This is a genomic window from Jatrophihabitans sp., assembly GCF_036388195.1.
GTDB lineage: Bacteria > Actinomycetota > Actinomycetes > Mycobacteriales > Jatrophihabitantaceae > Jatrophihabitans_A.
Genome location: NZ_DASVSG010000108.1, coordinates 35289 through 57971 on the forward strand (window position 1 = coordinate 35289; position 22683 = coordinate 57971).

The following is a 22683-nucleotide window of genomic DNA, read 5'->3' on the forward strand; positions in this document are numbered from 1 at the left end:
CCCGGCGCTCAGGGTCCCGGCCGTTCGGCCCGGCTGACTCAGGTTGCTTCGAGGTCGATCGGGGGATGTTCCCCCGGTGCCAGCGGCTGCTCTACAGGCCGGGCCGGCTTGCTCAGGTCGATCGCCGGGGACGGCGCGGGGTCGTCCTCGCCGCGCAGCGCCCGCTGGATGGCCTCCTTCGGATTCAGCGAGCCGAAGTCGTCGTCGCCCAGCAGGGCATTCTTGATCGCGGTGCGCGGGTTGAGCGAGGAGAGGTCGAAGTCGGCGAATTCCGGCCCGAGTTCGGAGTTGAGCTGGGTCCGGGCGCCCTGGGCGACGTCGCGCAGCGTCCGCAACATCCGCCCGGCATCCTTGGCCAGCTCCGGCAGCCGGTCCGGGCCGAAGACGATCAGCGCGATCGCCGCCAGCAGCAGGAACTCCAGCGGCCCGATGTTGAACACGAGGTCAGCCTAGCCGGGCTCAGCTGGTCCCGAGGGTGACTTTGGCCTGGCCGGCCACGCCGTCGCGGACATAGCGCAGCGTGACGGTGGCTCCCGGCTTGGACTCCGAGACCGCGACGGTGAGCGCGTCGCCGGAATCGATCAGGGTCTGGTCGAACATGGTCACCACGTCGCCCTCCTTCAGCCCCGCTTTGGCGGCCGGCCCGTTCGGAACGATCTGGACCAGGTAGGCCCCGTCGCGGGTTCCGTCGGTGACGCTGCGGCTGCTGGCGCCCAGGTCGGCGTGCCGGACCTTGCCGGTGTGGATCAACTCCTCGGCGACCGCCCGGGCGGTGTTGACCGGGATGGCGAAGCCGACCCCGATGTTGCCGCTCTGGCCGCTGGACTGGCTCACCGAGGCGATCGCGGTGTTGATGCCCACCACCGCTCCCGCGGCGTCCACCAGCGCGCCACCGGAGTTGCCGGGGTTGATCGAGGCGTCGGTCTGGACCGCGTCGATCACCGCGTCCGGCTCGCCGTTCTCCCCCGGCAGCCGCAGCGGCCGTTTCAGGGCGGAGACGATGCCGGCGGTGACCGTGCCGCGCAGGCCCAGCGGGTCGCCGATGGCCACCACCGGGTCCCCCACCGCCAGGGTGTCGGAGTCGCCGAGGCTGGCCACCGTCAGGCCGGTCTTGTCGACCTTGATCACCGCCAGGTCGTTGCGGGGATCGGTGCCGACCACCCGGGCCGGGCTGGAGGACCGGTCGGCGAACACCACCCGGATGGTCGGGGACGAGGCGAAGGCCACCACGTGGTTGTTGGTGAGGATGTAGCCACCCTTGTCGATGATCACCCCCGACCCCGAGCCGGCGGCGTCGGCGGACCGGACGTCGATCGAGACCACCGCCGGGCTGACCCGCTTGGCGATGTCGGCCACCGAGCCCGGCGCCCGGTTGGCCGGGGTGTCGGTCTTGGCGAGCTTCACGTTCGGATCGGTCAGCACGGCATGGGCGCGCTGGGACAGCCAGTACCCCACCCCGCCGCCGACCCCGCCGGCGATCAGGCCCGCCACCAGCACCAGCGCCAGCGCCGACAGCCCGAAGCGGGCGCGCTTTCCGGACGGGGCTGCCTTGGCGTTGGCCTCGGGCCCGGGCTCCTCGACCGAGTCGGCCATCCCGACGACCTCGTCGTCGGCGTACACCGGTGGCCCGGCGATCCAGTACGGCGACTGCGGGTCGCGCCACGGGTCCACCGCCGCGTCCGCCTTCCACCAGGGCGAGCCGGGGCCGGGCAGGGACGGACTGAGCCGGTCGCCGGGCGCCGGCGCGAACTGCCCCGAGCCCGCGAAGGCCTCGGTGAGCTGCGCGGGCACCGGCTGCCGCGGCGAGGTGTGCCGGGGTGGCAACCGATCCCCCGGGGCCGGGGCGAAGACGGCGCCGGAGCCGGCCGGGGCGCTGAAGGTCTCGTGGTCGGCGGCCGAGACCGGGGGCCGGGACGGCGGCTGTGGCGTCGCCGGGGTGGACGGCTCGAAGGAGCTCTCGATGCCACCGGGGCGGGCAAAGGGCGAGGAGTCGACGCCGTCGTCGAGAGAGTCGCTCACGTGCCCTCCGTCCGTCGTGCGCTGATTCCGGCGGCCTGGGCGTACCGAGCCGTGATCTCGATCCTTTGAGTCTGCCCGAGCGCCGTGCGGCAGGCCAAGGGCAGGGTCTCCGCGCCGGAAGAGAGCCGACTCCTCAGGGGCATGTTCGGCAGCCGGCCGAGATCCATGAACCGCTCAACCGCTCGCTGCTACGGCGTGGCGGTGGGGGCGCCGGCCATCGGCGCCGCAAAACCCGTGGAAGACCACTCGACGTGCTGGGCCGGGGCGGTGGTGAGCGCGGACCGGTGGATGGCCGTGCGCGCCTGCTGGGCCGGCCGCCGCAGCGGAGCCAGGGTCATCGACGACGGCCCGCCCAAGGCCAGCGCAGGCCGGCTGGCCGGGTCGGTCGAGGTGCTGGCCGGGCCGGTGGAGGTGCTGGCCGGGCCGGCTGGGGAACGATCAGCCGGCAGCAGCGAGCCTGCGCCGGCCAGCGGGCTTCCCGTTCCCGATCCCAGGGTCTGGCCGCCGGTCACCGAGCCGGCCGCGTTGGCCGCTCCCGACTGGACCTGCCGGTCAGCGCTGGCCGCCAGCGTCGAGACCTGCCCGCCGAGCGTCCCGGCCGCGACCACCGCGGCGGCCGAGGCCAGCACGGTCATCGGCAGCGCGACCCGGCGGCGCGCCGGGGCCGGGGGCTGGGTCCGGAACTGGGTCTGGGCCGGGGGCTGGGCCTCGAGCTGGGTCTCGTCCGGGGGCTGGGCAGGCTCATGGGGTTGCCGGGCGTGGCCCGCCGCGCGGGCCTTGCGCACGTCATGGGCGATGAACATCGCGGTGCCGTCGGCGCCGAGCACGGTCGGCAGCCCGCCACGCGACGGCGGCGGCAACGGAGCTGACATCGGCAGCCCGTTCAACCGGTCGAGCAGGCCCGACGGCAGCGCCGGCGCCTGTGCGGCGCGCAGCATCATCGCCGCCTCGCGCTGCCCGCGGACGGCATCGGCGCACTCGGCGCACTCGGCGCAGTGCCGCTGGGCCCGGCTCGCCGCAGCCGCCGACAGCACGCCGTCGGCGAAAGCCGCCACGGCGTCCTCGGACAGATGCGGCAGGCCGAACACCCGCGGACTGGACATCTACGCGCTCACTCCCACGTCGAACCCGGTGGCGTCGAGCGGCTCCGGCCGCGCCGGCGCCCGATGGGCCAGCGCTTCGCGCAGCAGCACCCGACCCCGGTGGATGCGCGAGCGGACCGTCCCCACCTTGATGTCGAGGGTCAGGGCGATCTCCTCGTACGTCAGGCCCTCGAGGTCACACAGCACCACCGCGGCCCGGAAGTCGGCCGGCAGCGCGTCCAGCGCGCGCTGGATCTCAGGATCCAGGTTGTTCTGCTCGTAGGCCCGCTCGGGGCCGGGCTCCTCGGTGGCCAGCCGCTCGGAGGCGTCCTCGGCCAGGGCGTCGAACCGGATCTTCTGCCGGCGGCGCACCATGTCCAGGAACAGGTTGGTGGTGATCCGGTGCAGCCAGCCCTCGAACGTCCCGGGGGTGTAGTCGGCCAGGGAGCGGAACACCCGGACGAAGGTCTCCTGGGTCAGATCCTCGGCGTCGGAGCGGTTGCCCGACAGCCGGTAGGCCAGCCGGTACACCCGGTCTGCGTGCTGGCGGACGATCTCATCCCACGACGGCGCGACCCAGTCGGCCGGTTCAGCGGCATGCGAGGACAACGTGGCAACCGGCGACGTCGCCGCCCCGTGCCCACCCATCGAACTAGCCACACCGAGATTCAGCGTGGACATCGAGCGATCACCTGTTCTTCCAGTGGCACCCCGGCGGTTCTGGCCAGGACCACAACAGCCTCGCAGGGGTGGCTGTGTATTACCTAAACGTCTCACGGCGCGCTCACGTTCCCGGCAGGGCAGCGTTCGACCGCCACGATGTCTAGGCTCCTGCCCGTGCACACCTATACCGACGTTAGCGCCGCCTTGTCCCGGTCGCTCGCTGAGCTGTGCCTGGAACGGCTGGCGATGCACGCGCCGCTGGATCGCTCGCTGACCCCCGAGGACCTCAGCGCCGCGGCCGGGCCGACCGTCACCGAGAGCGGCATCGGAGCCAAGGAGGCGCTGCGGCTCTGGGAGGAGGTCCTGGCGCCGGCCTGCCTGTCGGTGGACCACCCCCGCTACCTGTCCTTCATCCCCGGCGCGCCGACCAAGGCATCCGCGGCCTTCGACATGCTGGTCGGCGCCTCCAGCGTCTACGGCGGGACCTGGCTGGAGGGCTCCGGCGCGGTCTATGCCGAGAACCAGGCGCTGCGCTGGATCGCCGACCTGGCCGGCCTGCCCGAGGACGCCGGCGGGGTGTTCGTCCAGGGCGGCACGATCGGCAACCTGTCCGCCCTGGTGGCGGCGCGCGAGGCCGCCCGGCACAAGCGGCAGGGACCGCCGCCGGCCCGGTGGTCGGTGCTGGTCAGCGACGAGACGCACTCCTCGGTCAAGCACTCGCTGCAGGTGGTGATGGACGTCGGCATGGTGAAGGTCCCCGGCGACGAGCGCGGCCGGCTGACCGGGGACGGGATCCGCGCCCGGCTGGCCGAGCTGCCCGAGTCCGAGCTCGACGGGATCTTCGCCGTCGTGGGCACCGCCGGCACCACCAACGCCGGGGTCATCGACGACCTGGCCGGGATCGCCGAGGTGGCCCGGGAACGGGACTGGTGGTTCCACATCGACGGCGCCTACGGCGGCGCGGGGCTGGCGGCGCCGTCGGTGCGGCCGCTGTTCGCCGGCGTCGAGCATGCCGACTCGTTCATCGTCGATCCGCACAAGTGGCTGTTCGCCCCGTACGACTGCTGCGCGCTGGTCTACCGGGATCCGGTGCTGGCCCGCGCCGCGCACACCCAGAAGGCCGGTTACCTCGACGCCGTGACGGTGGAGGGCGAGTGGAACCCCAGCGACTTCTCGGTGCAGCTGACCCGGCGGGCCCGCGGCCTGCCGTTCTGGTTCTCCCTCGCCGTGCACGGCACCGCGGCCTACACCGAGGCGGTCGAGCAGACCCTGCGGGTCGCCCGGGCCGGCCAGGAGCTGATCGAGGCGGCCGAGCACGTCCGGCTGCTGGTGGAACGCGACCTGTCGGTGCTGATCTTCGAGCGGATCGGCTGGCAGGCCGCTGACTACACCCTCTGGACGGCGCGGATGCTGGCCGCCGGCGTCGCCTTCGTGACCCCCACCAGCCATGCCGGCCAGCCGTGCACCCGCTTCGCCATCGTCAACCCCGAGACCACCGTCAACGACCTTGCCGTGATCATCGACTCGATGAAGTAGCACCCGCCGCGGGCCATTTCGATCGCCGGTCACCGCGACCGGCCCGCCCGGCGCGCCCGGGCCGGCTCGCTCGGTAGAGTCTGACGCCATGGCCGACGCGTATCTCAACTCATCCAGCCTCGCCTACGCCGAGAACTTCCTGGCCGAGGACGAAGTCATCGCGGCAGCCCGGGCCCGGGGGGCCGAGCTCGGCTGCACGCCGATCGGCCGGGGCGGCGGGGCGACCCTGCGGCTGCTGGCCACCCTGGTCGGCGCGAAGTCGGTGGTCGAGGTCGGCACCGGCGCCGGCGTCTCGGGCCTGTGGCTGCTCAGCGGCATGCGCCCGGACGGCGTGCTCACCACCGTCGACACCGAGCCCGAGCACCAGCGGGCCACCCGGCAGGCCTTCACCGAGGCCGGCATCGGCACCACCCGCTACCGGCTGATCAACGGCGCCGCGGGCGAGGTGCTCCCCCGGCTCAACGACAGCTCCTACGACCTGGTGTTCGTCGATGCCGACAAGACCGGCTACAGCGAGTACTACGAGCAGGGCGTCCGGCTGCTGCGCAGCGGCGGGGTGCTGGCCTTCGACAACGTGCTGTGGCACGACCGGGTGGCAGATCCCAACGCCCGCGACGCCGAGACGGTGGCGCTGCGCGAGCTGGGCCGGACGCTGCGCGAGGACGCCCGGCTGGTGCCGGCGCTGCTGCCGGTCGGCGACGGCCTGCTGGTCGCTGCCAAGCGCTGAGCCACGGGGCGCCTGGCCGCGCTGGCCCCCGCGGGCCAGCGCGGCTGACAGCTCAGCCGGTGGCCTTGACCAGCTCGTCCAGGGCTGCCCGGATGATCGGCCGGTCCTGGCTGGACGTTCGGGTCAGGGCCAGCAGCCGGCGGCTCATGCCCGGCCCGGCAAGTGGCCGGATCTCGATCTCGGCGACGTTGTCGGCCACCGCAAGCCGCGGCAGCACCGCGATGCCGTGCCCGGCCGAGACCGCCCGCACCAGCAGCAGCATGTCGTCGGTCTCCCACCGGACCTGCGGCTCGAAGCCCTCGGCACGGCAGGCGAACCGGACCGCCTGGCCGCAGGCGGCGTCCAGCGGCGGCATCACCCAGCTGGCGCCGGACAGCTCCGACAGCGTCACCTCGCCCCGTCCGGGCAGCGCCCCCACCGCGCTGACCACCACCAGCGGCTCGGTGCACAGGTCGGTGGCCAGCAGGTAGTCCGGCATCGGGACCGGCACGCCGTCGTAGACGTCGACGACCGCGATGTCTAGGTCGCCGTTGAGCAGCTGATCGATGCTGCGCGCGGGCTCGGCGACGGTGACGGTCAGCTCCAGCGCGACATGCTCGGCCGCCAGCCGGATCGCGGCGGTGCTGACCAGGGCGGCGGCGGCCGAGGCCACCGTGCCGATCCGGACGTGGCCGGACAGCTCACCGGTCAGCCGGTCCAGATCCGCCCGGGCCTCCTCCAGCAACTGCAGGATCGAACGGGCGCGGGCGACCAGCGCCTGGCCGGCGCCGGTGAGCAGCACTCCGCGTGAGGACCGGTCCAGCAACGGGGTGCCGGCCTCGCGCTCCAGGATGGTCAGCTGCTGCGACACCGCCGACGGGGTGAGCCCCACCTCCCGGGCAGCCGCGGCGATGGAGCCACGCAGATCGACCTCGCGCAGCAGCCTGAGCCTGCCGACATCCAGGGATGCGTTCACCGCGCCCGCCATCCTCTACGCTAGGGCAACCATAATTTTCTCTAACGACCGTTCTTAGACTAACGTAAGCACAACTGCAGGTGTCCGCCACGTCCCGCCGCCCGCCGGTGGTGCGGTGGCCGCGGGCGCCGAACGGGGAAGGATCCACCATGGCACGCTCGATCAACGAAGTTCGGGTGATCGGCCTCGGCAAGGTCGGCGAGCTGGTCGCCCTGCTGCTCGCCGATTCCGGCTTCGCCGTCACCGCCTACGACGCCCGGACCCGCAGCGATCTGCCGTTCGCCTGCAAGGCGCTCGACGTCCGCGACGCCGCCGGGTTGCGGGCCGCGCTGACCGGCAGCGATGCCGTGGTGTCCTGCCTGCCCTACAACCTCAACCTCGGTGTCGCCGAGGCGGCCCACGACGTCGGCGTGCACTACTTCGACCTGACCGAGGACGTCCCGACCACCAACCGGGTGCTGGAGCTGGCGTCGCAGGACCCGCGCGCCCTGTACGTGCCGCAGTGCGGCCTGGCCCCGGGCCTGATCGGCATCGTCGGCTCGTGGCTGGCCAAGCAGTTCGACGAGATCCGCTCGATCGAGCTGAAGGTCGGCGCGCTGCCGCGGCACCCGGCCGGCCTGCTCGGCTACGCCTTCAACTGGTCGGCCGAGGGCGTGGTGAACGAGTACCTCAACGACTGCGAGGTGCTGCGGGCCGGCCACCGCCAGATGGCGCCGGCGATGACCGAGAACGAGCGGGTGGTGATCGGCGGCGTCGAGCTGGAGGCGTGCCTGACCTCCGGCGGCCTCGGCACCATGTGTGACACCTACGAGGGCCGGGTGCAGCGGCTGGACTACAAGACCATGCGCTACCCGGGCCACTTCGAGCTGATGCGGTTCTTCTTCGACGAGCTGGGGCTGCGCCAGCGCCGGGAGCTGGCCGGGGAGATCCTGATCGACGCCAAGCCACCGGTGGACGACGACGTGGTCTACCTGCACGCCGCCGTCGAGGGCCGGGGCGACATCGCCGGCGGCCAGCTGTACCGCAAGCAGTACGTCCGGGCCTACCAGCCGCTGGCCATCAACGGCCGGTCCTGGCGGGCCATCTCCTGGACCACGGCCGCCTCGGCCGTCGCGGTCCTCGAGCTGGTCGCCGACGGCCGGCTCCCGCAGACCGGCTTCGTCAAGCAGGAGGACATCTCCTTCGCCGATCTGCTGTCCACCAAGAGCGGCGCCCTGTTCGGCGACCTCGGAAAGGTCTAAAGAGATGACTGCCATGATGTCCCACCACGACGTGACCAGCCGCACCACCGAGATCCTGGCCCGGCTCGGGGTGAGCGACCCCTTCACCACTGACGGCGACCTCAGCTGCCGGACCCCGATCACCGGTGGCGAGCTCGGCCGGCTCCGTTCGCACACCGCCGACGAGGTCGCCGACATCGTCGGGCGCGCCCAGCAGGCCTTCCAGCAGTGGCGGCTGGTGCCGGCCCCGGTCCGCGGCCAGCTGGTCCGCGAGCTGGGCAACCTGCTGCGCGAGCACAAGGAGGACCTCGGCGCGCTGGTCTCCATCGAGGCCGGCAAGATCGTGTCCGAGGGCCTCGGCGAGGTCCAGGAGATGATCGACATCTGCGACCTGGGCATCGGGCTGTCCCGGCAGCTGTTCGGCAACACCATCGCCACCGAGCGTCCCGGCCACCGGATGATGGAGCAGTGGCTGCCGCTGGGTGTCGTCGGCGTCATCTCCGCCTTCAACTTCCCGGTCGCGGTGTGGTCGTGGAACTCCGCGCTGGCGCTGGTGTGCGGTGACCCGGTGGTCTGGAAGCCGTCGGAGAAGACCGTGCTCACCGCCCTTGCCTGCCAGGCGCTGGCGGCCGAGGCCGCTCGCCGGGTCGGCGCGCCGGAGGCCGTGACCCAGCTGGTGATCGGCGGCGCGGACGTCGGCCAGGCGCTGGTGGACGACCCCCGGGTGGCGCTGATCTCGGTGACCGGCTCGACCCGGATGGGCCGGGCCGTGGCGCCCCGGGTGGCGGGCCGGTTCGGCCGGTTGCTGCTCGAGCTCGGCGGCAACAACGCCGCGATCGTGGCGCCCAGCGCCGACCTGGCCCTGACGGTCCGCGGCATCGTGTTCTCCGCCGCCGGCACCGCCGGCCAGCGGTGCACCACCCTGCGCCGGGTGATCGCGCACTCCTCGATCGTCGACGAGCTGGTCGAGTCGCTGAAGAAGGCCTACTCGACCCTGCCGATCGGCTCGCCGCTGGAGCCCGGGACGCTGGTCGGCCCGCTGATCGACGGCGCGTCCTACGAGGCCTTCCAGAAGGCGATCGCGGTGGCCCAGGCCGACGGCGGCGAGCTGATCGTCGGCGGCGAGCGGGTGCCGCTGGGCGAGGGCGAGCAGGCCGAGCAGTCGTTCTACGTCCAGCCGGCGATCGTGCGGATGCCCCGGCAGACCGACATCGTGAAGGCCGAGACGTTCTCCCCGCTGCTGTACGTGCTCAGCTACGACAGCTTCGACGAGGCGATCGCGATGCAGAACGACGTGGCGCAGGGACTGTCGTCCTCGATCTTCACCCTCGACGTCCGCGAGGCCGAGCTGTTCATGTCCGCGGCGGGCTCGGACTGCGGCATCGCCAACGTCAACATCGGACCGTCCGGCGCCGAGATCGGCGGCGCGTTCGGCGGCGAGAAGGAGACCGGGGGCGGCCGGGAGTCCGGATCGGACTCCTGGAAGGCCTACATGCGCCGCGCCACCAATACCGTCAACTACTCGACCGAGCTCCCGCTCGCACAAGGCGTCGAGTTCGGCTGAGCACGGCGGCGGCCCGGACGGCTGGTCACCGACCGGGGCGGGTATGCCTCTGAGCCGTTCCCGGAGGCTCAGGGGCATACCAACGCCGGACGGCCCGGCTAGGGCGGCTCAGGCCAGCGCTCCGGCCAGCCCGACCTCGACCTGGCAGCTGCTCAGGCCAGGCCGACCCGGCGGGCCGCCAGCTCGATCCGGTCATCCGGCGCCACCGCCGCCACCCTGAGGTAGCCGGCGGACACCGAGCCGTACAGCTCCCCCGGCGAGGCCACGATGCCGGTCTGCGCAGCCAGCATCCTCGACGCCTCCCAGGCGTCGCCGTCCGGAGCCTCCAGCCAGAGGTAGAACGCCCCGTCCGGCATCTTGGCCGGCAGCCCCACGGCGGCCAGCACCTGGCACAGCCGCTGCATCCGCCGCCAGTACCGCTCGCGCTGCGCCTCGACGTGCTCGTCGTCGGCCAGCGCCACGGTGGCGGCGTGCTGCACCGGCCCGGGCGGCATCAGGCCGGCGTGCTTGCGCACCTCCCGCAGGTAGTGCACCAGCTCGGCGTCCCCGGCATAGAAGCCGATCCGGGCGCCGGCGAAGTTGTCCCGCTTGGACAGCGAGTGCAGCGCCAGCACCCCGGCCGTCCCGCCCCTCAGGATGGTGGTGGCCGGCTGGCTGTAGCTGAACTCGGCGTAGCACTCGTCGGAGATCACCGGGACGTCGCGGTCCCGGCCCCAGCGGGCGGCCTCGGCCAGGTCCGACATCTCGCCGGTGGGGTTGCCCGGCGAGTTCACCCACAGGCACAGCGCCCGGGCGGCGTCGGCGTCGCCGATCTCGTCCAGCCGCAGGTAGGGCACCGCCCGGCAGCCGGCCAGGATGGCGCCCATCTCATACGTCGGGTAGCTGATCGCCGGGTACAGCACGGTGTCCCGGTCCGGGGTCCGGAGCTTCAGGTACTGCGGCGCCGAGGCGACGAACTCCTTCGTCCCGACGCAGGCGGCCACCTCGGCGTCGGCATCCACCGTCGCGCCCAGCCGGCGGGAGATCCAGCCGGCCGCGGTGGCCCGCAATGCCGGCGTGCCGATCGACGGCGGGTAGCCCTCGACCCGGCCGGGCGCGGCCAGCGCGGCGATCACAGCCGGCGGCGCCGGGTCGCACGGCGTGCCGACGGACAGGTCGATGGCGCCGCCCTCGAGCCGGTTGCCGATCGCCTTCAGCTCACCGAGCCGCTCATAGGGATAGGGCGGTGGGACGAAACCGGTCGTCATGGCTGGGTCCTATCGGTGAGCGGACTAACGGTGGTCGGGCTGTCGGTGGTCGGGCTCTCGGTGGCCTGGCTGCCCGGAGAGCCGCCCGGCAGCCGGTCGGCCAGCAGCTGGGCCAGGTGCAGGCCGGCGCGCTCGCTGAGCTGGTCGAGCTGGGTACGGCAGGAGAACCCGTCGGCGAGCACTACGGTATCGGGCCCGGCGCCGCGCACGGCCGGCAACAACGCCTGCTCGGCGACGGCCACCGACACCTCGTAGTGGCCGCGCTCCACCCCGAAGTTGCCGGCCAGCCCGCAGCAGCCACCCACCGTCTGCAGCTGGGCGCCGGCGCCGGTGAGCAACGCGGTGTCGGCTGCGAAGCCCAGCACCGCGTGCTGATGGCAGTGCGGCTGGACGACCGCCTCGACGCCGTGCAGCGACGGCGGGCTCCAGCCGCGCTCGGTGAGCAGCTCGGCGAGCGTCCGGGTCTGGCTCCGCAGCCGCTCGGCGCGCTCGTCGCCGGGCATCAGCTCGACCGCGTCCGAGCGCAGCACCGCGGTGCAGGACGGCTCCAGGCCGACCACTGGCATCCCGAGCGCCAGCGCTGGCCCGAGCGCGTCGAAGGTGCGGCGCAGCTGCCTGCGGGCGCCGTCGAGCTGGCCGGTGGAGATCCAGGTCAGCCCGCAGCAGATCTGGGAATCCGCGATCCGCACCGAGCAGCCGGCGGCCTCCAGCACCTCGACGGCGGCCTTGCCGACCTCCGGCGAGAAGGCGTTGGTGAAGGTATCCACCCACAGCAGCACCGGATCACCGGGCGCTGCCGGGTGCTCGGCGAACCAGTCCCGGAACGACCGCGGCGCGAAGTCGGGCAGCGGCCGGCGCTGGTCGATGCCACCGATCCGTTTGGCCAGCGCAGCCAGCGACGCCGGCCGCAGCAAGGCATTGGCCAGCCGGGGCGCCCTGGTGGCGAGCCGGCTCCAGCGCGGCAGCCAGCCCAGCAGGTAGTGCGCGGCCGGCCGCAGCTTGCCGCGGTAGCGCTGGAACAGCATCTCCGCCTTGTAGGTGGCCATGTCCACCCCGGCCGGGCAGTCCGAGCTGCAGCCCTTGCAGGCCAGGCACAGGTCCAGCGCCTCCACCAGCTCCGGTGACTGCCAGCCATCGGTGAGCAACTCGCCGTTGGCCAGCTCCTGCAGCACCCGGGCCCGGCCGCGGGTCGAGTGGGTCTCGTCCAGGGTCGCCAGGTAGGACGGGCACATCACCCCGCCGGCGGCGGTCAGGTCCGCCCGGCACTTGCCCACCCCGACGCAGCGGTGCACGGCCGTGCTGAACGAGCCGCCGTCGTGGGGATAGCTGAAGCCCAGCCCCCGGCCGCCCGAGCCGGTCAGCGGACGGGCCAGCGGCAGCCGCAGGTCGGCATCGACCGGGGCGGGGTCGACGATCACCCCGGGGTTGAGCAGGTTGTCCGGGTCGAAGATCGCCTTGACCGAGCCGAACAGCCCGATCGCCTCGGCGGAGTACATGGCCGGCAGCAGCTCGCCGCGGGCCCGGCCGTCGCCGTGCTCGCCCGACATCGAGCCGCCGTACGCGGCGACCAGGGTGGCTGCCTCCAGCAGGAACTCCCGGAACGCCGGCGGCCGGTCGGCCAGCGGGAAGTCCAGCCGGACGTGCACGCAGCCGTCGCCGAAGTGGCCGTAGGCCAGCCCGTCGATCCGGTGCCTGGCCAGCAGGGCGAAGAACTCGCGCAGGTAGCCGCCGAGCCGCTCCGGTGGCACCGCCGCGTCCTCCCAGCCGGGCCAGGCCGGGGCGTTGGCCGGGGTGCGGCCACCGAGGCCGGCGCCGTCCTCCCGGATGCGCCAGAGCCGGCGGGCGTCCTCGCCGGTCACCACCGCCGACGCAGCCGGTGCGGCGGTCCGGACGACCTGCTCGGCGGCGGCGACTGCCTCGGCCAGGTTCTGGCCGCCGGTCTCGACGAACAGCCAGCCACCGCCCTCGGGCAGCGGCGGGACGGCGGCCGGGCCGCGCCGGCTGCGCAGCACCTCGACCAGCCGGGCGTCCATGCCTTCCAGGGCCAGCGGCCGGCACGGCAGCACCGCGGGCACCGCGTCGGCGGCGCTGGCCATGTCCGGGTAGGCCAGCACGGCCAGCGCGGTGGCCGGGGCGAGGTCCACCAGGCGAACGGTCGCGGCGGTGCTGAGCGCCAGGGTGCCCTCGGTGCCGGCCAGGAACCGGGCCAGGTGGCCACCGTTCTCCGGCAGCAGGTGCTCCATCGAGTAGCCGGAGATCTGGCGTCCGAACCGGCCGAACTCGGTGCGGATCAGCGCCAGGTTGGCCTGCGCCAGGGACGACAGCCGGGCGCCCACCGGGTCCGCGAGCCCGGCCAGCGGGGCGGTCTGCAGGGCGCGGCCGTCGGCCAGCAGCAGCGACAGCGACTCGACGTTGTCGGCGGTGCGGCCATAGGCCAGGGCGCGCGGGCCGCAGGCGTTGTTGGCGATCATCCCGCCGACGGTGCAGCGCGCAGAGGTGGAGGGATCCGGGCCGAAGCGCAGCCGGTGCACGGCTGCGGCCCGCTGCAACCCGGACAGGATCAGGCCCGGTTCCACGGTCGCGGTGCGGGCGTCGGGGTCCAGCGCGATCAGCCGGTTCAGGTGCCGGGAGAAGTCCAGCACCAGGCCGGGCCCGACGGCGTTGCCGGCGCACGAGGTGCCCCCGCCGCGGGCGGTCAGCGGTGTTCCGGTGCGCCGGGCCACCTCCAGCGCCAGCGCCACCTCCTCGGCGTGCCGGGGGAACACCACGACCTGCGGAACCACCCGGTAGTTCGAGGCGTCGGTGGCGTACTCGGCCCGGCGCCGGCTGCTGGCATCGACCTCGGCGACGCCGGCACGGCGCAGCTCGGCGGCCAGCGTCTCGGGGTTCACACCGTCAATCTTGACAGCCGGCGGGCTGGGCGGCCCGCGCGGCTACGGGCCCGGTCGCCTGGCGCGCAGGTCTCACCGGCGGTACTCGCGCGGGTCGGTGGCCAGCAGGGTCGTCGAGACGTTGGTCTGGTTGAACCCCTTGAAGCCGCCCCGGCGCGCCAGGTTCTCCAGGTGCGAGCCGGCGGCGCCGGTCTCGGCGATCTCGGCGGCCCGGTCCGGGTCGAGCTGGCCGGCGGCGGCCAGCGCGGCCAGCCGGGCGGCCGGCACCGGCCACCACTCCGCCTCGGTGAACGCCTGCCGCAGGTAGGGGTAGTCGGAGAACGGCCGCATCGAGGGCTGGCCCAGCTCGGCCAGGGACGCGGTCAGCTCGTCGAAGGAGAACTGGCCCTCCAAGTGGTGCATGCCGGCCGCGAGCAGGGACTCCCCGTGCAGCGCGCACCACATCCCCACCGTGCCGTAGCGGCCGGTCTCCCCCAGCTCGGTGTGGGCGAAGTCGAGGTCGACCTCGGCGGCGGTCAGGTCCACGTCGGCGAAGATCACCCCGCCGCAGCCGGGATGTTCGAGCACCTGGGCGCCCCAGCCGGCCTCCGCGCCGGCGTAGAACCGCTCGCGGGTCCGGAAGCCGAGCAGGGTCAGGAAGCCGATCAGCGGCGCGAACGCAGCGCGCGAGGACCGGAAGGTGTGGTGGTCGTTGTTGCCCCAGCCCAGGCCCAACCGGTCCTGGCGGGCGTGCTGCACCGCGGCCGCGGTGTTGTGCCGCTGCCAGTAGGCGCGTTCGGCCTGCAGGAAGTAGGAGGCGGCCAGGTCCGGCCCGACCAGCTCGACGGCTCGGTGGGCGGCCGGCAGCTGGGCCCGGACGCCGGCCGCGCCGGTCAGCGCCCGCGGCCGCTCCGTGAGCAGCCGCCAGGCCTCGGCCGCGGCGCCGGCCTGAGTCGCGGAGAACACCTGCGGGACGGTGCCGGCTGCCCACGAGCGCCGTTCCACGCCGGCCAGCAGCACGCCGTTCTGCTCGCTCACCACGACCCGGCGGTATCCGGCCAGCGGCGAGCCCTGCAGCTCGGCAGGGACGTCGGCGCCGGTGTCGCGGGCATAGCTGGTGGCGAAGGCGGCGATGTCGTCGGTGCGCAGCGCCAGCTCGTAGTGCTCGGCCACGACCACCGCCGGCAGCTGCGCCCCGGGGTGCCGCCACAGATCGGGCTGGCCGGTGCGCTGGTATCCGACGGCGGCCAGCTCATCGACGGTGACCGGTCCCGCCACGCAATCGAGCCAGTCCTGCAGGCGGGTGGCCGTCTGGCGGGCGAGCCGGCTGGTGAACTCGGCCAGCTCCGGGCTCTTGCCGATCGCCTCGGTGATCAGGCGGTCGACCAGCGCCTCGGCCTGTGGATGCAGCTGCCAGTCATAGGAGGTCATGCCTCCATTCTCCCGGGATCCCAGGCTTCGACCAAGGTGAGCAGTATGAATTCTGGATGGTCTAAGGATTAGCGTTGCTAACTATCTGGCAACAGCGGCTGCCACGCCTGAGCCTGGGAGCCTAAGCTGCGCTGATGCTACCCCCGCATCAGCTGCACACCCTGCGCACCGTGCTGGCCACCGGCTCCTACGCCGGCGCCGCGGCGGAGCTCCGCTATACCCCCTCCGCGGTCTCCCAGCAGATGTCGGCGCTGGAGCGGGCGACCGGCCTGGTGCTGTTCGAGCGCAGCGCGCACAGCGTCCGGCCGACCCCGCACGCCCAGCTGCTGGCCGAGCGGGCCGCCGAGGTGCTGGCGATGCTCGCCGCCCTCGACCGCGAGGTCGCCGCGATCGCGCGGGGCGAGGCCGGGCGGTTGCGGATCGGCAGCTTCCCGACCGCTTCGGCCAGGCTGCTGCCCGGCGCCCTGGCCACCCTGCGCCAGCAGCGTCCGGGCGTGGAGATCGAGGTGGACGAGGGCGAGCTGGACGAGCTGCTGCCCCGGCTGCTCGCCGGTGAGCTCGACCTGGCGCTGGCCTACCGCTATGACAGCGCGCCCGCCGGCTGGCCGGCCCGGCTGGTCGAGACCCCGTTGCTGCGCGAGCCGCTGTCGCTGCTGCTGCCCACCGGACACCGGCTGGCCGGCGCCGGGCCGCTTCGGCTGGCCGCGCTGGCCCATGAGCGCTGGGTCGCGCCGCTGGCCGGCTCCCCCGGCGCGCTGAACCTGGACCGGCTGGCGGCCCGGGCCGGCTTCGCGCCGCGGATCAGCTTCCGCAGCAACGACTACTCGGTGGTCCGCGGCCTGGTCGCGGCCGGGCTGGGTGTGGCGCTGGTTCCGGGGCTGGGGATCAGCGAGACCGACGGCGTGCTGGCGATGCCGCTGGCGGGCCGCCCACCCCGTCGGGCGGTGTCGGCGCTGCACCGGGCGGCGGCGCCGAACGGGCTGATCTCCGCAGCGCTCACCGCGATCCAGGCCACCAGCCGTCTCAGCTGCTGAAACAGGCCGCCGGAGCAGTGCCGTCCAGGCCCAGCGCCACCGCTGCCCGGGCCGCGATCGGCCCCACCACGTTGCCGGTGCCGTTGTAACCACCGCAGGCGACCACCCCCGGACGGGCCTCGGTCACCACCGGACGGCCGTCCTCGGTGTAGCCGACCGAGGCGGCCCAGCGGTGGCTGACCACCACCGGATCCCCGGCGAACCGGGCCGCGACCCGCTCGATCCAGGCCTGTACGCCCTCGGTCGGAACCGCCTGCGCGGTCCATTCCTGCTCGGTGAACTGGTCCCGGCCGCCGCCGGCGAACACCCGGCCGGCCGCGTCCTGCTGGGCGTAGTCATAACCCCACCGGCCGTAGATCGGGCAGGGCAACCGGCCCGGCCGGACCGGCTCGGTGGCCAGCATCTGCAGCCGCGCGGTGCGCACCCGGCCGGCGAGCTCGGGCAGCAGCACCTCCAGCCGGCCGTCCACGGCGACCACCACCAGCCCGGCCGAGACGGCGCCACCGGGGGTCTGGACCCTGCCCTCGCTGATCGCGGTGACCGGGCTGTTCTCGAACAACCTGGCATCGCCGGCGTACCGGGCGGCCAGCCCCAGCGCTCGGCGAGCCGGGTTCATCGCCGCGTCCTCGGGCAGGAACAGCCCGGTGCCCAGCTCGCCGTCGTAGCGCTCCACCTTGATGCCGTGCTGGCGCATGAAGTCGTACTGCCGCTCGCAGTCGGCGAGCTCGACCTGCCGGTCAGCCTCCTCGGCCTCGTCCACCGGGTCCCCGGGCAGCCCGGCGATCCGCAGCGACCCGACCTGCCGGACCACCTCCGGGCCGAGCAGGCCGGCCAGGTCGGTGATCTCGATGACCGTCTGGCGATACAGCTCCAGTGCGGCTTCGGAATCCCAGCGGGCGCCGGCCTGGTGGATGCCGATGGCCGGCCCGGCGAGCAGGAACCCGCCGTTGCGCCCCGCCGCGCCTGCTGCCACCCGGCCGGCGTCCACGCCGACCACCGACAGCCCGCGCCGCAGCACCTCGCCGATCGCGGCCAGGCCGCTGCCGCCGAGGCCGACCACGCACACGTCTGCCCGCAGGTTCTCGCTCAGCGCCGGCAACCCCTGCCAGCGGGCCACCTCGGGATCGGCGTCCCAGCCGACCTCGGTCACCGCAAGCCCATTCAGAAGCCGGCCCGCTCGGCCTTGCCCAGCACCACCACGCCGCTCTCGGACACGTGGTAGCGGTCGCGGTCGTGGTCGAGGTCCACCCCGATGTGGGCGCCCGGGGCGACCACCACGTTCTTGTCCAGGATCGCCCGGCGTACCACCGCGCCTTCGCCGATCACCACGTTGTCCATGATCACCGAGCCCTCGACGTAGGCGCCGTTGCGGATCTTGACGTTGGGCGACACCACGCTGCCCCGGACGGTGCAGCCGGAGATGATCGCCCCGGCGCCGACGATGGACTCCTGGGCCAGGCCGCCGTCGACGAACTTGGCCGGCGGCAGCTGCTCGTGGAAGGTGTAGATCGGCCACTGGGAGTTGTACAGGTTGAAGATCGGGTGGACGCTGACCAGGTCCATGTTCGCGTCGTAATAGGCGTCCATGGTCCCCACGTCGCGCCAGTAGCCGCGATCGCGGTCCTCGGAGCCGGGGACGACGTTGTCGTCGAAGTCATAGACCGAGGCCCGGCCCCGCTCCACCATCCACGGCATGATCGAGCCGCCCATGTCGTGCACCGAGGTCGGGTCCTCCGCATCGGCGCGCAGCGCCTCGATCAGCGCCTCGGTGCTGAAGATGTAGTTGCCCATCGAGGCGTAGCTGACGTCCGGGTCATCGGGTAAGCCGGGTGGCTCCGCTGGTTTTTCCAAGAACTGCAGCACCTTGCCGTTGGCGTCGGCGTCGATCACGCCGAACTGGTCGGCCTGCTCGCGCGGCACCCGGATGCCGGCCACGGTGACCCCGCAACCGGACTCGATGTGCTGGTCCAGCATCTGCTTGGGGTCCATCCGGTACACGTGGTCGGCGCCGAAGACCACGATGTGGGTCGGTTTCTCGTCCGAGATCAGGTTCATCGACTGCAGGATCGCGTCGGCGCTGCCGGTGTACCAGCGCGGGCCGAGCCGTTGCTGCGCCGGCACCGGGGTCACGTAGTTGCCGAGCAATTGCGACATCCGCCAGGTCTGGGTGATATGGCGGTCCAGCGAGTGCGACTTGTACTGGGTGAGCACGCAGATCCGCAGGAAGCCCGCATTCACCATGTTCGACAGCACGAAGTCGATCAGCCGATAGTTTCCCCCGAAGGGCACCGCCGGCTTCGCCCGGTCCGCGGTGAGCGGCCACAACCGCTTGCCCTCACCACCGGCCAGCACGATGCCGAGCACCCGAACGCCTGCAGCCATAGAGCCACCCTAAACCGGATTGTCAGCGGCGTCACACCTCGCCGTCCGTGCGGCTCGCTCAGGGGATAGCGTGCTAGGCATGCGCGCAGCACTGATCAGCCGTGAGTATCCGCCCGAGGTCTACGGCGGGGCCGGTGTCCATATCGAGTTCCTGGCGCGGGAGCTGCGCAAGCTGATCGACGTCGAGGTGCACTGCTTCGGCGCCGACCGGGACGAGCCCGGCGTGCATGCCTACCGGACGCCACCGGGGCTGGCGGCGGCCAACCCGGCGCTGGCCACCCTGGGCGTCGACCTGGAGATGACCGCCGGTCTGATGTCTGACGGCGGGTCGGTCGCCGACGTGGTGCACTCGCACACCTGGTACGCCAACCTGGCCGGGTACCTGGCCTCGATGATGTATGACATCCCGCACGTGGTGACCGCGCACTCGCTGGAGCCGCTGCGGCCGTGGAAGGCCGAGCAGCTCGGTGGCGGTTACCGGATCTCGTCCTGGGCCGAGCGCAGCGCCTACGAGGCCGCGGCCGCGGTGGTCGCGGTCAGCACCGGGATGCGCGCCGACATCCTCGCCGCCTACCCGGCGCTGGAGGAGTCCCGGGTGCGGGTGATCCCGAACGGAATCGACACCGAGCTCTACCACCCGGTGCCCGGCCGGGACGTGCTGCAGCGGTACGGGCTCGATCCCGACCGGCCGATCGCGCTGTTCGTCGGCCGGATCACCCGGCAGAAGGGTGTCGGGCACCTGGTCGCGGCGGCCGGCGGCTTCACTCCCGGCGTGCAGCTGGCCCTGTGCGCCGGCGCTCCGGACACCCCGGAGCTCGCCGCCGAGATCACCTCGGCCGTCCAGCGGCTGCAGGCCGGCCGGGAGGGTGTGGTCTGGATCCAGGAGATGCTGCCGCGCGAGGAGCTGCTGCAGCTGCTGACCGCCGCCGACGTGTTCCTCTGCCCGTCGATCTACGAGCCACAGGGCATCGTCAACCTCGAGGCGATGGCGTGTGAGACCGCGGTGGTGGCCTCCCGGGTCGGCGGCATCCCGGACGTGGTGGTCGAGGGCGAGACCGGCCTGCTGGTGGACTACGACGCCGCCCGGCCGGAGGAGTTCGAGGCGGGCTTCGCCGCGGCCGTCAACTCGGTGATCGGTGATCCGGACCGGCTGCGGGCGATGGGGCTGGCCGGGCGCGACCGGGCGGTCAGCGAGTACGGCTGGGACGCGATCGCCGCCCGGACCGTCCAGCTGTATGAATCGCTGCTCTGACGGCGCTCAGCTCGCCGCGGCCTCGAAGTAGCGGGCGCTCAGCTCGCCGCGGCCTCGAGGTAGCGGGCCAGCAGCCGGGTGCCGAAGCCGGTGGCGCCGGCGCAGAGCAGCGGCCCGTCCGAAGCGGCCCGGGCCGGCCCCGCGATGTCCAGGTGCGCCCAGGCGACGTCCCCGCCGACGAACGGCTGCAGGAACAACGCCGCCGTGATCGCGCCAGGGATGCCGGGGTCGTTGCGCGCGTCGGCCACCGGGGATTCCAGCTGCTTGGCGTACCGGTGCTCCAGCGGCATCCGCCAGATCGGCTCACCGGTCGCCTCGGCGGCCTGCTCCAGCTCATCGGCGAGGCCGTCGTCATTGGCGAAGTACCCGGCGGTCTCCGGCCCGAGCGCTATCCGCATGGCTCCGGTCAGGGTGGCGATGTCGATCAGGACGTCCGGCTTGAGCCGGCTGACGGCGTAGCAGAGCGCGTCGGCGAGCACCAACCGGCCCTCGGCGTCGGTGTTGCCGATCTCGGTGGTGCGTCCGCCGAAGTGCGTGATCACGTCCGAGGGCCGCATGGCGGTGCCCGATACGGCGTTCTCGGCCGCCGGCACCAGGGCGGTCACCGAGATCGGCAGCTTCTGCATCGCCGCGTACTGGATCGCGCCGAGCACCGCCGCGCCGCCGCACATGTCGGTGTGCATGTTGCGCATGCCCTCGGGCGGTTTGAGGTTGAGCCCGCCGGAGTCGAAGGTGATGCCCTTGCCGACCAGCACCACGTGCGGCGGCCGGGGAGCACCGCTCTTGCGCCGGGGCCGGTAGCTGACCTCGATCAGCCGTGGGCCGGCAGCCGCGCCGCCGCCCACTGCCAGCACGCCGCCGAAGCCCTGGGCGGCCAGCCATTGGCCGTCGCGCACGGCCACCTTGCAGCCAGCCGGGGTCAGCTGCTGCTCGGCCAGCTCGCCGAGCCGGGCCGGGGTCAGGTCGTTGGCCGGGGTGTTGCCGAGGTCGCGCGCCCAGCCGGCAGCGTCGGCGGCCTCGTCGCCGGCGGCCAGGCCGGCCCGGTCCACCGCGCCGACAAGGTCGACCTGGTGCAGCGGATCCTGCTCCGTGGAGGCCCTGCTGAACCGGTAGCTGCCGAGCACCAGCCCCTCGGCCAGCGCCCGGCTCTGCTCGCGGTTCGGGGCGTGGAGGGCCACGCAGGCGCTGCGGGACTCGGGCAGCCGCTCGATCCGCCGGCCCAGCGCCACCGCCGCGATCCGCAGGTCCTCGGGCCCGCCATCGCCGATGCCGGCGATCAGCACGGTGGCCGGCACCGCCCCGGGCAGCGTGACCGTGTGCAGCTTGCCGGCTTCGGCGCCGGGCTGCTCGGCCGCGACGTACTGCTCGCACGCCTCGACGGCGGTCACCGGCAGGACGGTGGTGGGCACGTCGTTGGTCTGCAGCTCTGAGCCGATCAGGCCGACGGCCACCAGATCGGCGGCGGCGGCGCGTTCGGGAATCCGCAGCAGGATCACAGGAGACCTCTTAGGGGTGTGGGTCGCGGTTCAGATCAGGCCAGACACAGCGCGGCCCCAGCCATGCCCGGGCGCACACCTGACGGCGGCGCGCACCGAACTCGACTGGGGCCGATCGGTGACCCGCTAGCCTACGGCCGCTGACAGCGCCTGGGACAGCGCGCTGGCCTCATCGGCAGAAAGCTCGACGACGAGACGGCCGCCGCCTTCCAGCGGGACGCGCATGACCAAGCCGCGACCCTCCTTGGTGACTTCCAGCGGACCATCACCCGTCCGCGGCTTCATCGCCGCCATCCGTGCCTCCTATGCGATAAGAACTGCATCATCAGTCAGCCGATCACCCGTACAACCGGACAGTGCTGATCACATTGTCTCGCATCCTCGGTGACGCGGCCAAAGCGGCCCGGCGCCTGCCGCACATCCACCCCTGCGCCCGGCTCCCGGCCGAGGGCGATGTCCTAGGCTGCAGCTATGGCTGACGTGCTGCTGATCGACCGCACCGATGGTGTGGCCACCCTGACGATGAACCGTCCCGAGTCGATGAACGCGCTGTCGACCGAGCTCAAGGACGCCCTGGTCCAGGCGCTGGCAGATGTCGGAACAGACGACACGGTGCGGGCCGTGGTGCTGACCGGAAGCGGCCGGGGCTTCTGCGTCGGACAGGATCTCAGCGAGCACATCCAGCTGCTGCAGGCCGGTGATCCGGCGCCGCTGAGCACGGTGAGCGAGCACTACAACCCGATCGCGCTGTCCCTGGCGCAGATGCCCAAGCCGGTCATCGCCGCGGTGAACGGCACGGCCGCCGGCGCCGGCGCCTCGTTCAGCTTCGCCTGCGACTTCCGGATCGTGGCCGAAGGAGCCAAGTTCCTGCTGGCCTTCGCCAATGTGGGACTGAGCCTGGACAGCGGCGCGTCCTGGACGTTGCCCCGGCTGATCGGCGCCGGCCGGGCGCTGGAGCTGTCCCTGCTGGGCCGGCCGATCACCGCCGAGACGGCGCAGCAGTACGGGCTGGTGACCCAGCTGGTGCCGGCCGACCAGGTGCTGCCCACCGCCCAGCAGTTGGCCGCCCAGCTCGCCGCCGGCCCGACGGTGGCCTACGCGGGCATCAAGCACGCCATCCACTACGGCGCGACGGCGACCTTCGAGGAGGCACTGGGCAACGAGGCCGTGCTGCAGGCCGCCGCGGGCGCCACCGAGGATCACCG

Annotated in this window: 19 protein-coding genes; 7 read left to right on the forward strand and 12 right to left on the reverse strand. The window is 73.0% G+C overall.

Annotation, left to right across the window (positions count from 1 at the left end):
* Positions 1–38: 38 nt before the first annotated feature.
* From VF612_RS11245 to sigE, 4 genes are all read right to left on the reverse strand, one after another.
* Positions 39–440, reverse strand: a complete 402-nt coding sequence (locus tag VF612_RS11245) for a sec-independent translocase (protein ID WP_408659942.1) — start codon at positions 438–440, stop codon at positions 39–41.
* A 19-nt stretch (positions 441–459) separates the two neighbouring features.
* Positions 460–2019 (reverse strand): trypsin-like peptidase domain-containing protein, encoded by a 1560-nt coding sequence (locus VF612_RS11250; RefSeq protein ID WP_408659943.1) that lies wholly within the window; start codon positions 2017–2019, stop codon positions 460–462.
* Between the two features lie 188 nt (positions 2020–2207).
* Positions 2208–3122 carry a hypothetical protein gene (locus VF612_RS11255; protein WP_408659944.1) on the reverse strand — a complete coding sequence of 305 codons (915 nt, stop codon included), beginning with the start codon at positions 3120–3122 and terminating at the stop codon, positions 2208–2210.
* Complete coding sequence (gene sigE / locus VF612_RS11260; RefSeq protein WP_408659945.1) at positions 3123–3782, reverse strand: RNA polymerase sigma factor SigE; 660 nt, start codon at positions 3780–3782, stop codon at positions 3123–3125. It abuts the gene before it with no gap.
* Between the two features lie 156 nt (positions 3783–3938).
* Here sigE and VF612_RS11265 point away from each other — a divergent pair, with 156 nt between their 5' ends.
* Positions 3939–5300 (forward strand): pyridoxal phosphate-dependent decarboxylase family protein, encoded by a 1362-nt coding sequence (locus VF612_RS11265; RefSeq protein WP_408659946.1) that lies wholly within the window; start codon positions 3939–3941, stop codon positions 5298–5300.
* A gap of 88 nt (positions 5301–5388) precedes the next feature.
* Positions 5389–6027, forward strand: coding sequence for an O-methyltransferase (locus VF612_RS11270; protein ID WP_408659947.1), 639 nt, complete (start codon positions 5389–5391; stop codon positions 6025–6027).
* 52 nt (positions 6028–6079) lie between these two features.
* On the opposite strand, the gene VF612_RS11275 is transcribed toward VF612_RS11270, so the two are convergent.
* Entirely contained in the window at positions 6080–6982 is a 903-nt protein-coding gene (locus VF612_RS11275; protein WP_408659948.1) for a LysR family transcriptional regulator, read from the reverse strand.
* Positions 6983–7131: 149 nt separating this feature from the next.
* On the opposite strand from VF612_RS11275, the gene VF612_RS11280 reads away from it, so the two are divergent.
* Positions 7132–8223 (forward strand): saccharopine dehydrogenase C-terminal domain-containing protein, encoded by a 1092-nt coding sequence (locus tag VF612_RS11280; RefSeq protein ID WP_408659949.1) that lies wholly within the window; start codon positions 7132–7134, stop codon positions 8221–8223.
* Positions 8224–8227: 4 nt separating this feature from the next.
* Positions 8228–9766 (forward strand): aldehyde dehydrogenase family protein, encoded by a 1539-nt coding sequence (locus VF612_RS11285; protein ID WP_408659950.1) that lies wholly within the window; start codon positions 8228–8230, stop codon positions 9764–9766.
* Between the two features lie 152 nt (positions 9767–9918).
* Here VF612_RS11285 and VF612_RS11290 read toward each other — a convergent pair whose 3' ends face one another.
* The 3 genes from VF612_RS11290 to VF612_RS11300 form a co-directional block, all read right to left on the reverse strand.
* Positions 9919–11013 carry an aminotransferase class I/II-fold pyridoxal phosphate-dependent enzyme gene (locus tag VF612_RS11290; protein ID WP_408659951.1) on the reverse strand — a complete coding sequence of 365 codons (1095 nt, stop codon included), beginning with the start codon at positions 11011–11013 and terminating at the stop codon, positions 9919–9921.
* Positions 11010–13904 carry an FAD-binding and (Fe-S)-binding domain-containing protein gene (locus tag VF612_RS11295; protein ID WP_408659952.1) on the reverse strand — a complete coding sequence of 965 codons (2895 nt, stop codon included), beginning with the start codon at positions 13902–13904 and terminating at the stop codon, positions 11010–11012. The genes VF612_RS11290 and VF612_RS11295 overlap by 4 nt, the downstream gene beginning before the upstream one ends.
* A 72-nt stretch (positions 13905–13976) precedes the next feature.
* Positions 13977–15314, reverse strand: coding sequence for a hypothetical protein (locus VF612_RS11300; RefSeq protein WP_408659953.1), 1338 nt, complete (start codon positions 15312–15314; stop codon positions 13977–13979).
* Between the two features lie 134 nt (positions 15315–15448).
* On the opposite strand from VF612_RS11300, the gene VF612_RS11305 reads away from it, so the two are divergent.
* Positions 15449–16348 carry a LysR substrate-binding domain-containing protein gene (locus tag VF612_RS11305; RefSeq protein ID WP_408659954.1) on the forward strand — a complete coding sequence of 300 codons (900 nt, stop codon included), beginning with the start codon at positions 15449–15451 and terminating at the stop codon, positions 16346–16348.
* On the opposite strand, the gene VF612_RS11310 is transcribed toward VF612_RS11305, so the two are convergent.
* Together VF612_RS11310 and glgC are read right to left on the reverse strand one after the other, a co-directional pair.
* Complete coding sequence (locus VF612_RS11310) at positions 16338–17498, reverse strand: NAD(P)/FAD-dependent oxidoreductase (protein ID WP_408659955.1); 1161 nt, start codon at positions 17496–17498, stop codon at positions 16338–16340. The two genes, VF612_RS11305 and VF612_RS11310, sit on opposite strands and share 11 nt — an antisense overlap.
* 11 nt (positions 17499–17509) lie before the next feature.
* On the reverse strand, positions 17510–18730 hold the full coding sequence (glgC, locus tag VF612_RS11315; protein WP_408659956.1) for a glucose-1-phosphate adenylyltransferase: 1221 nt from the start codon (positions 18728–18730) through the stop codon (positions 17510–17512).
* A 79-nt stretch (positions 18731–18809) separates the two neighbouring features.
* Between glgC and glgA the strand changes: the two genes are divergently transcribed.
* Positions 18810–19982, forward strand: coding sequence for a glycogen synthase (gene glgA, locus VF612_RS11320; RefSeq protein ID WP_408659957.1), 1173 nt, complete (start codon positions 18810–18812; stop codon positions 19980–19982).
* Between the two features lie 38 nt (positions 19983–20020).
* Here glgA and VF612_RS11325 read toward each other — a convergent pair whose 3' ends face one another.
* Together VF612_RS11325 and VF612_RS11330 are read right to left on the reverse strand one after the other, a co-directional pair.
* A complete protein-coding gene (locus VF612_RS11325) occupies positions 20021–21478 on the reverse strand; it encodes a leucyl aminopeptidase family protein (protein WP_408659958.1) in 1458 nt (485 codons plus the stop codon).
* Positions 21479–21604: 126 nt separating this feature from the next.
* Positions 21605–21772, reverse strand: coding sequence for a DUF3117 domain-containing protein (locus tag VF612_RS11330; protein WP_408657127.1), 168 nt, complete (start codon positions 21770–21772; stop codon positions 21605–21607).
* A gap of 177 nt (positions 21773–21949) precedes the next feature.
* Here VF612_RS11330 and VF612_RS11335 point away from each other — a divergent pair.
* Positions 21950–22683, forward strand: a 734-nt coding sequence (locus VF612_RS11335) for an enoyl-CoA hydratase/isomerase family protein (protein WP_408659959.1), incomplete at its 3' end; no start/stop codon positions are given.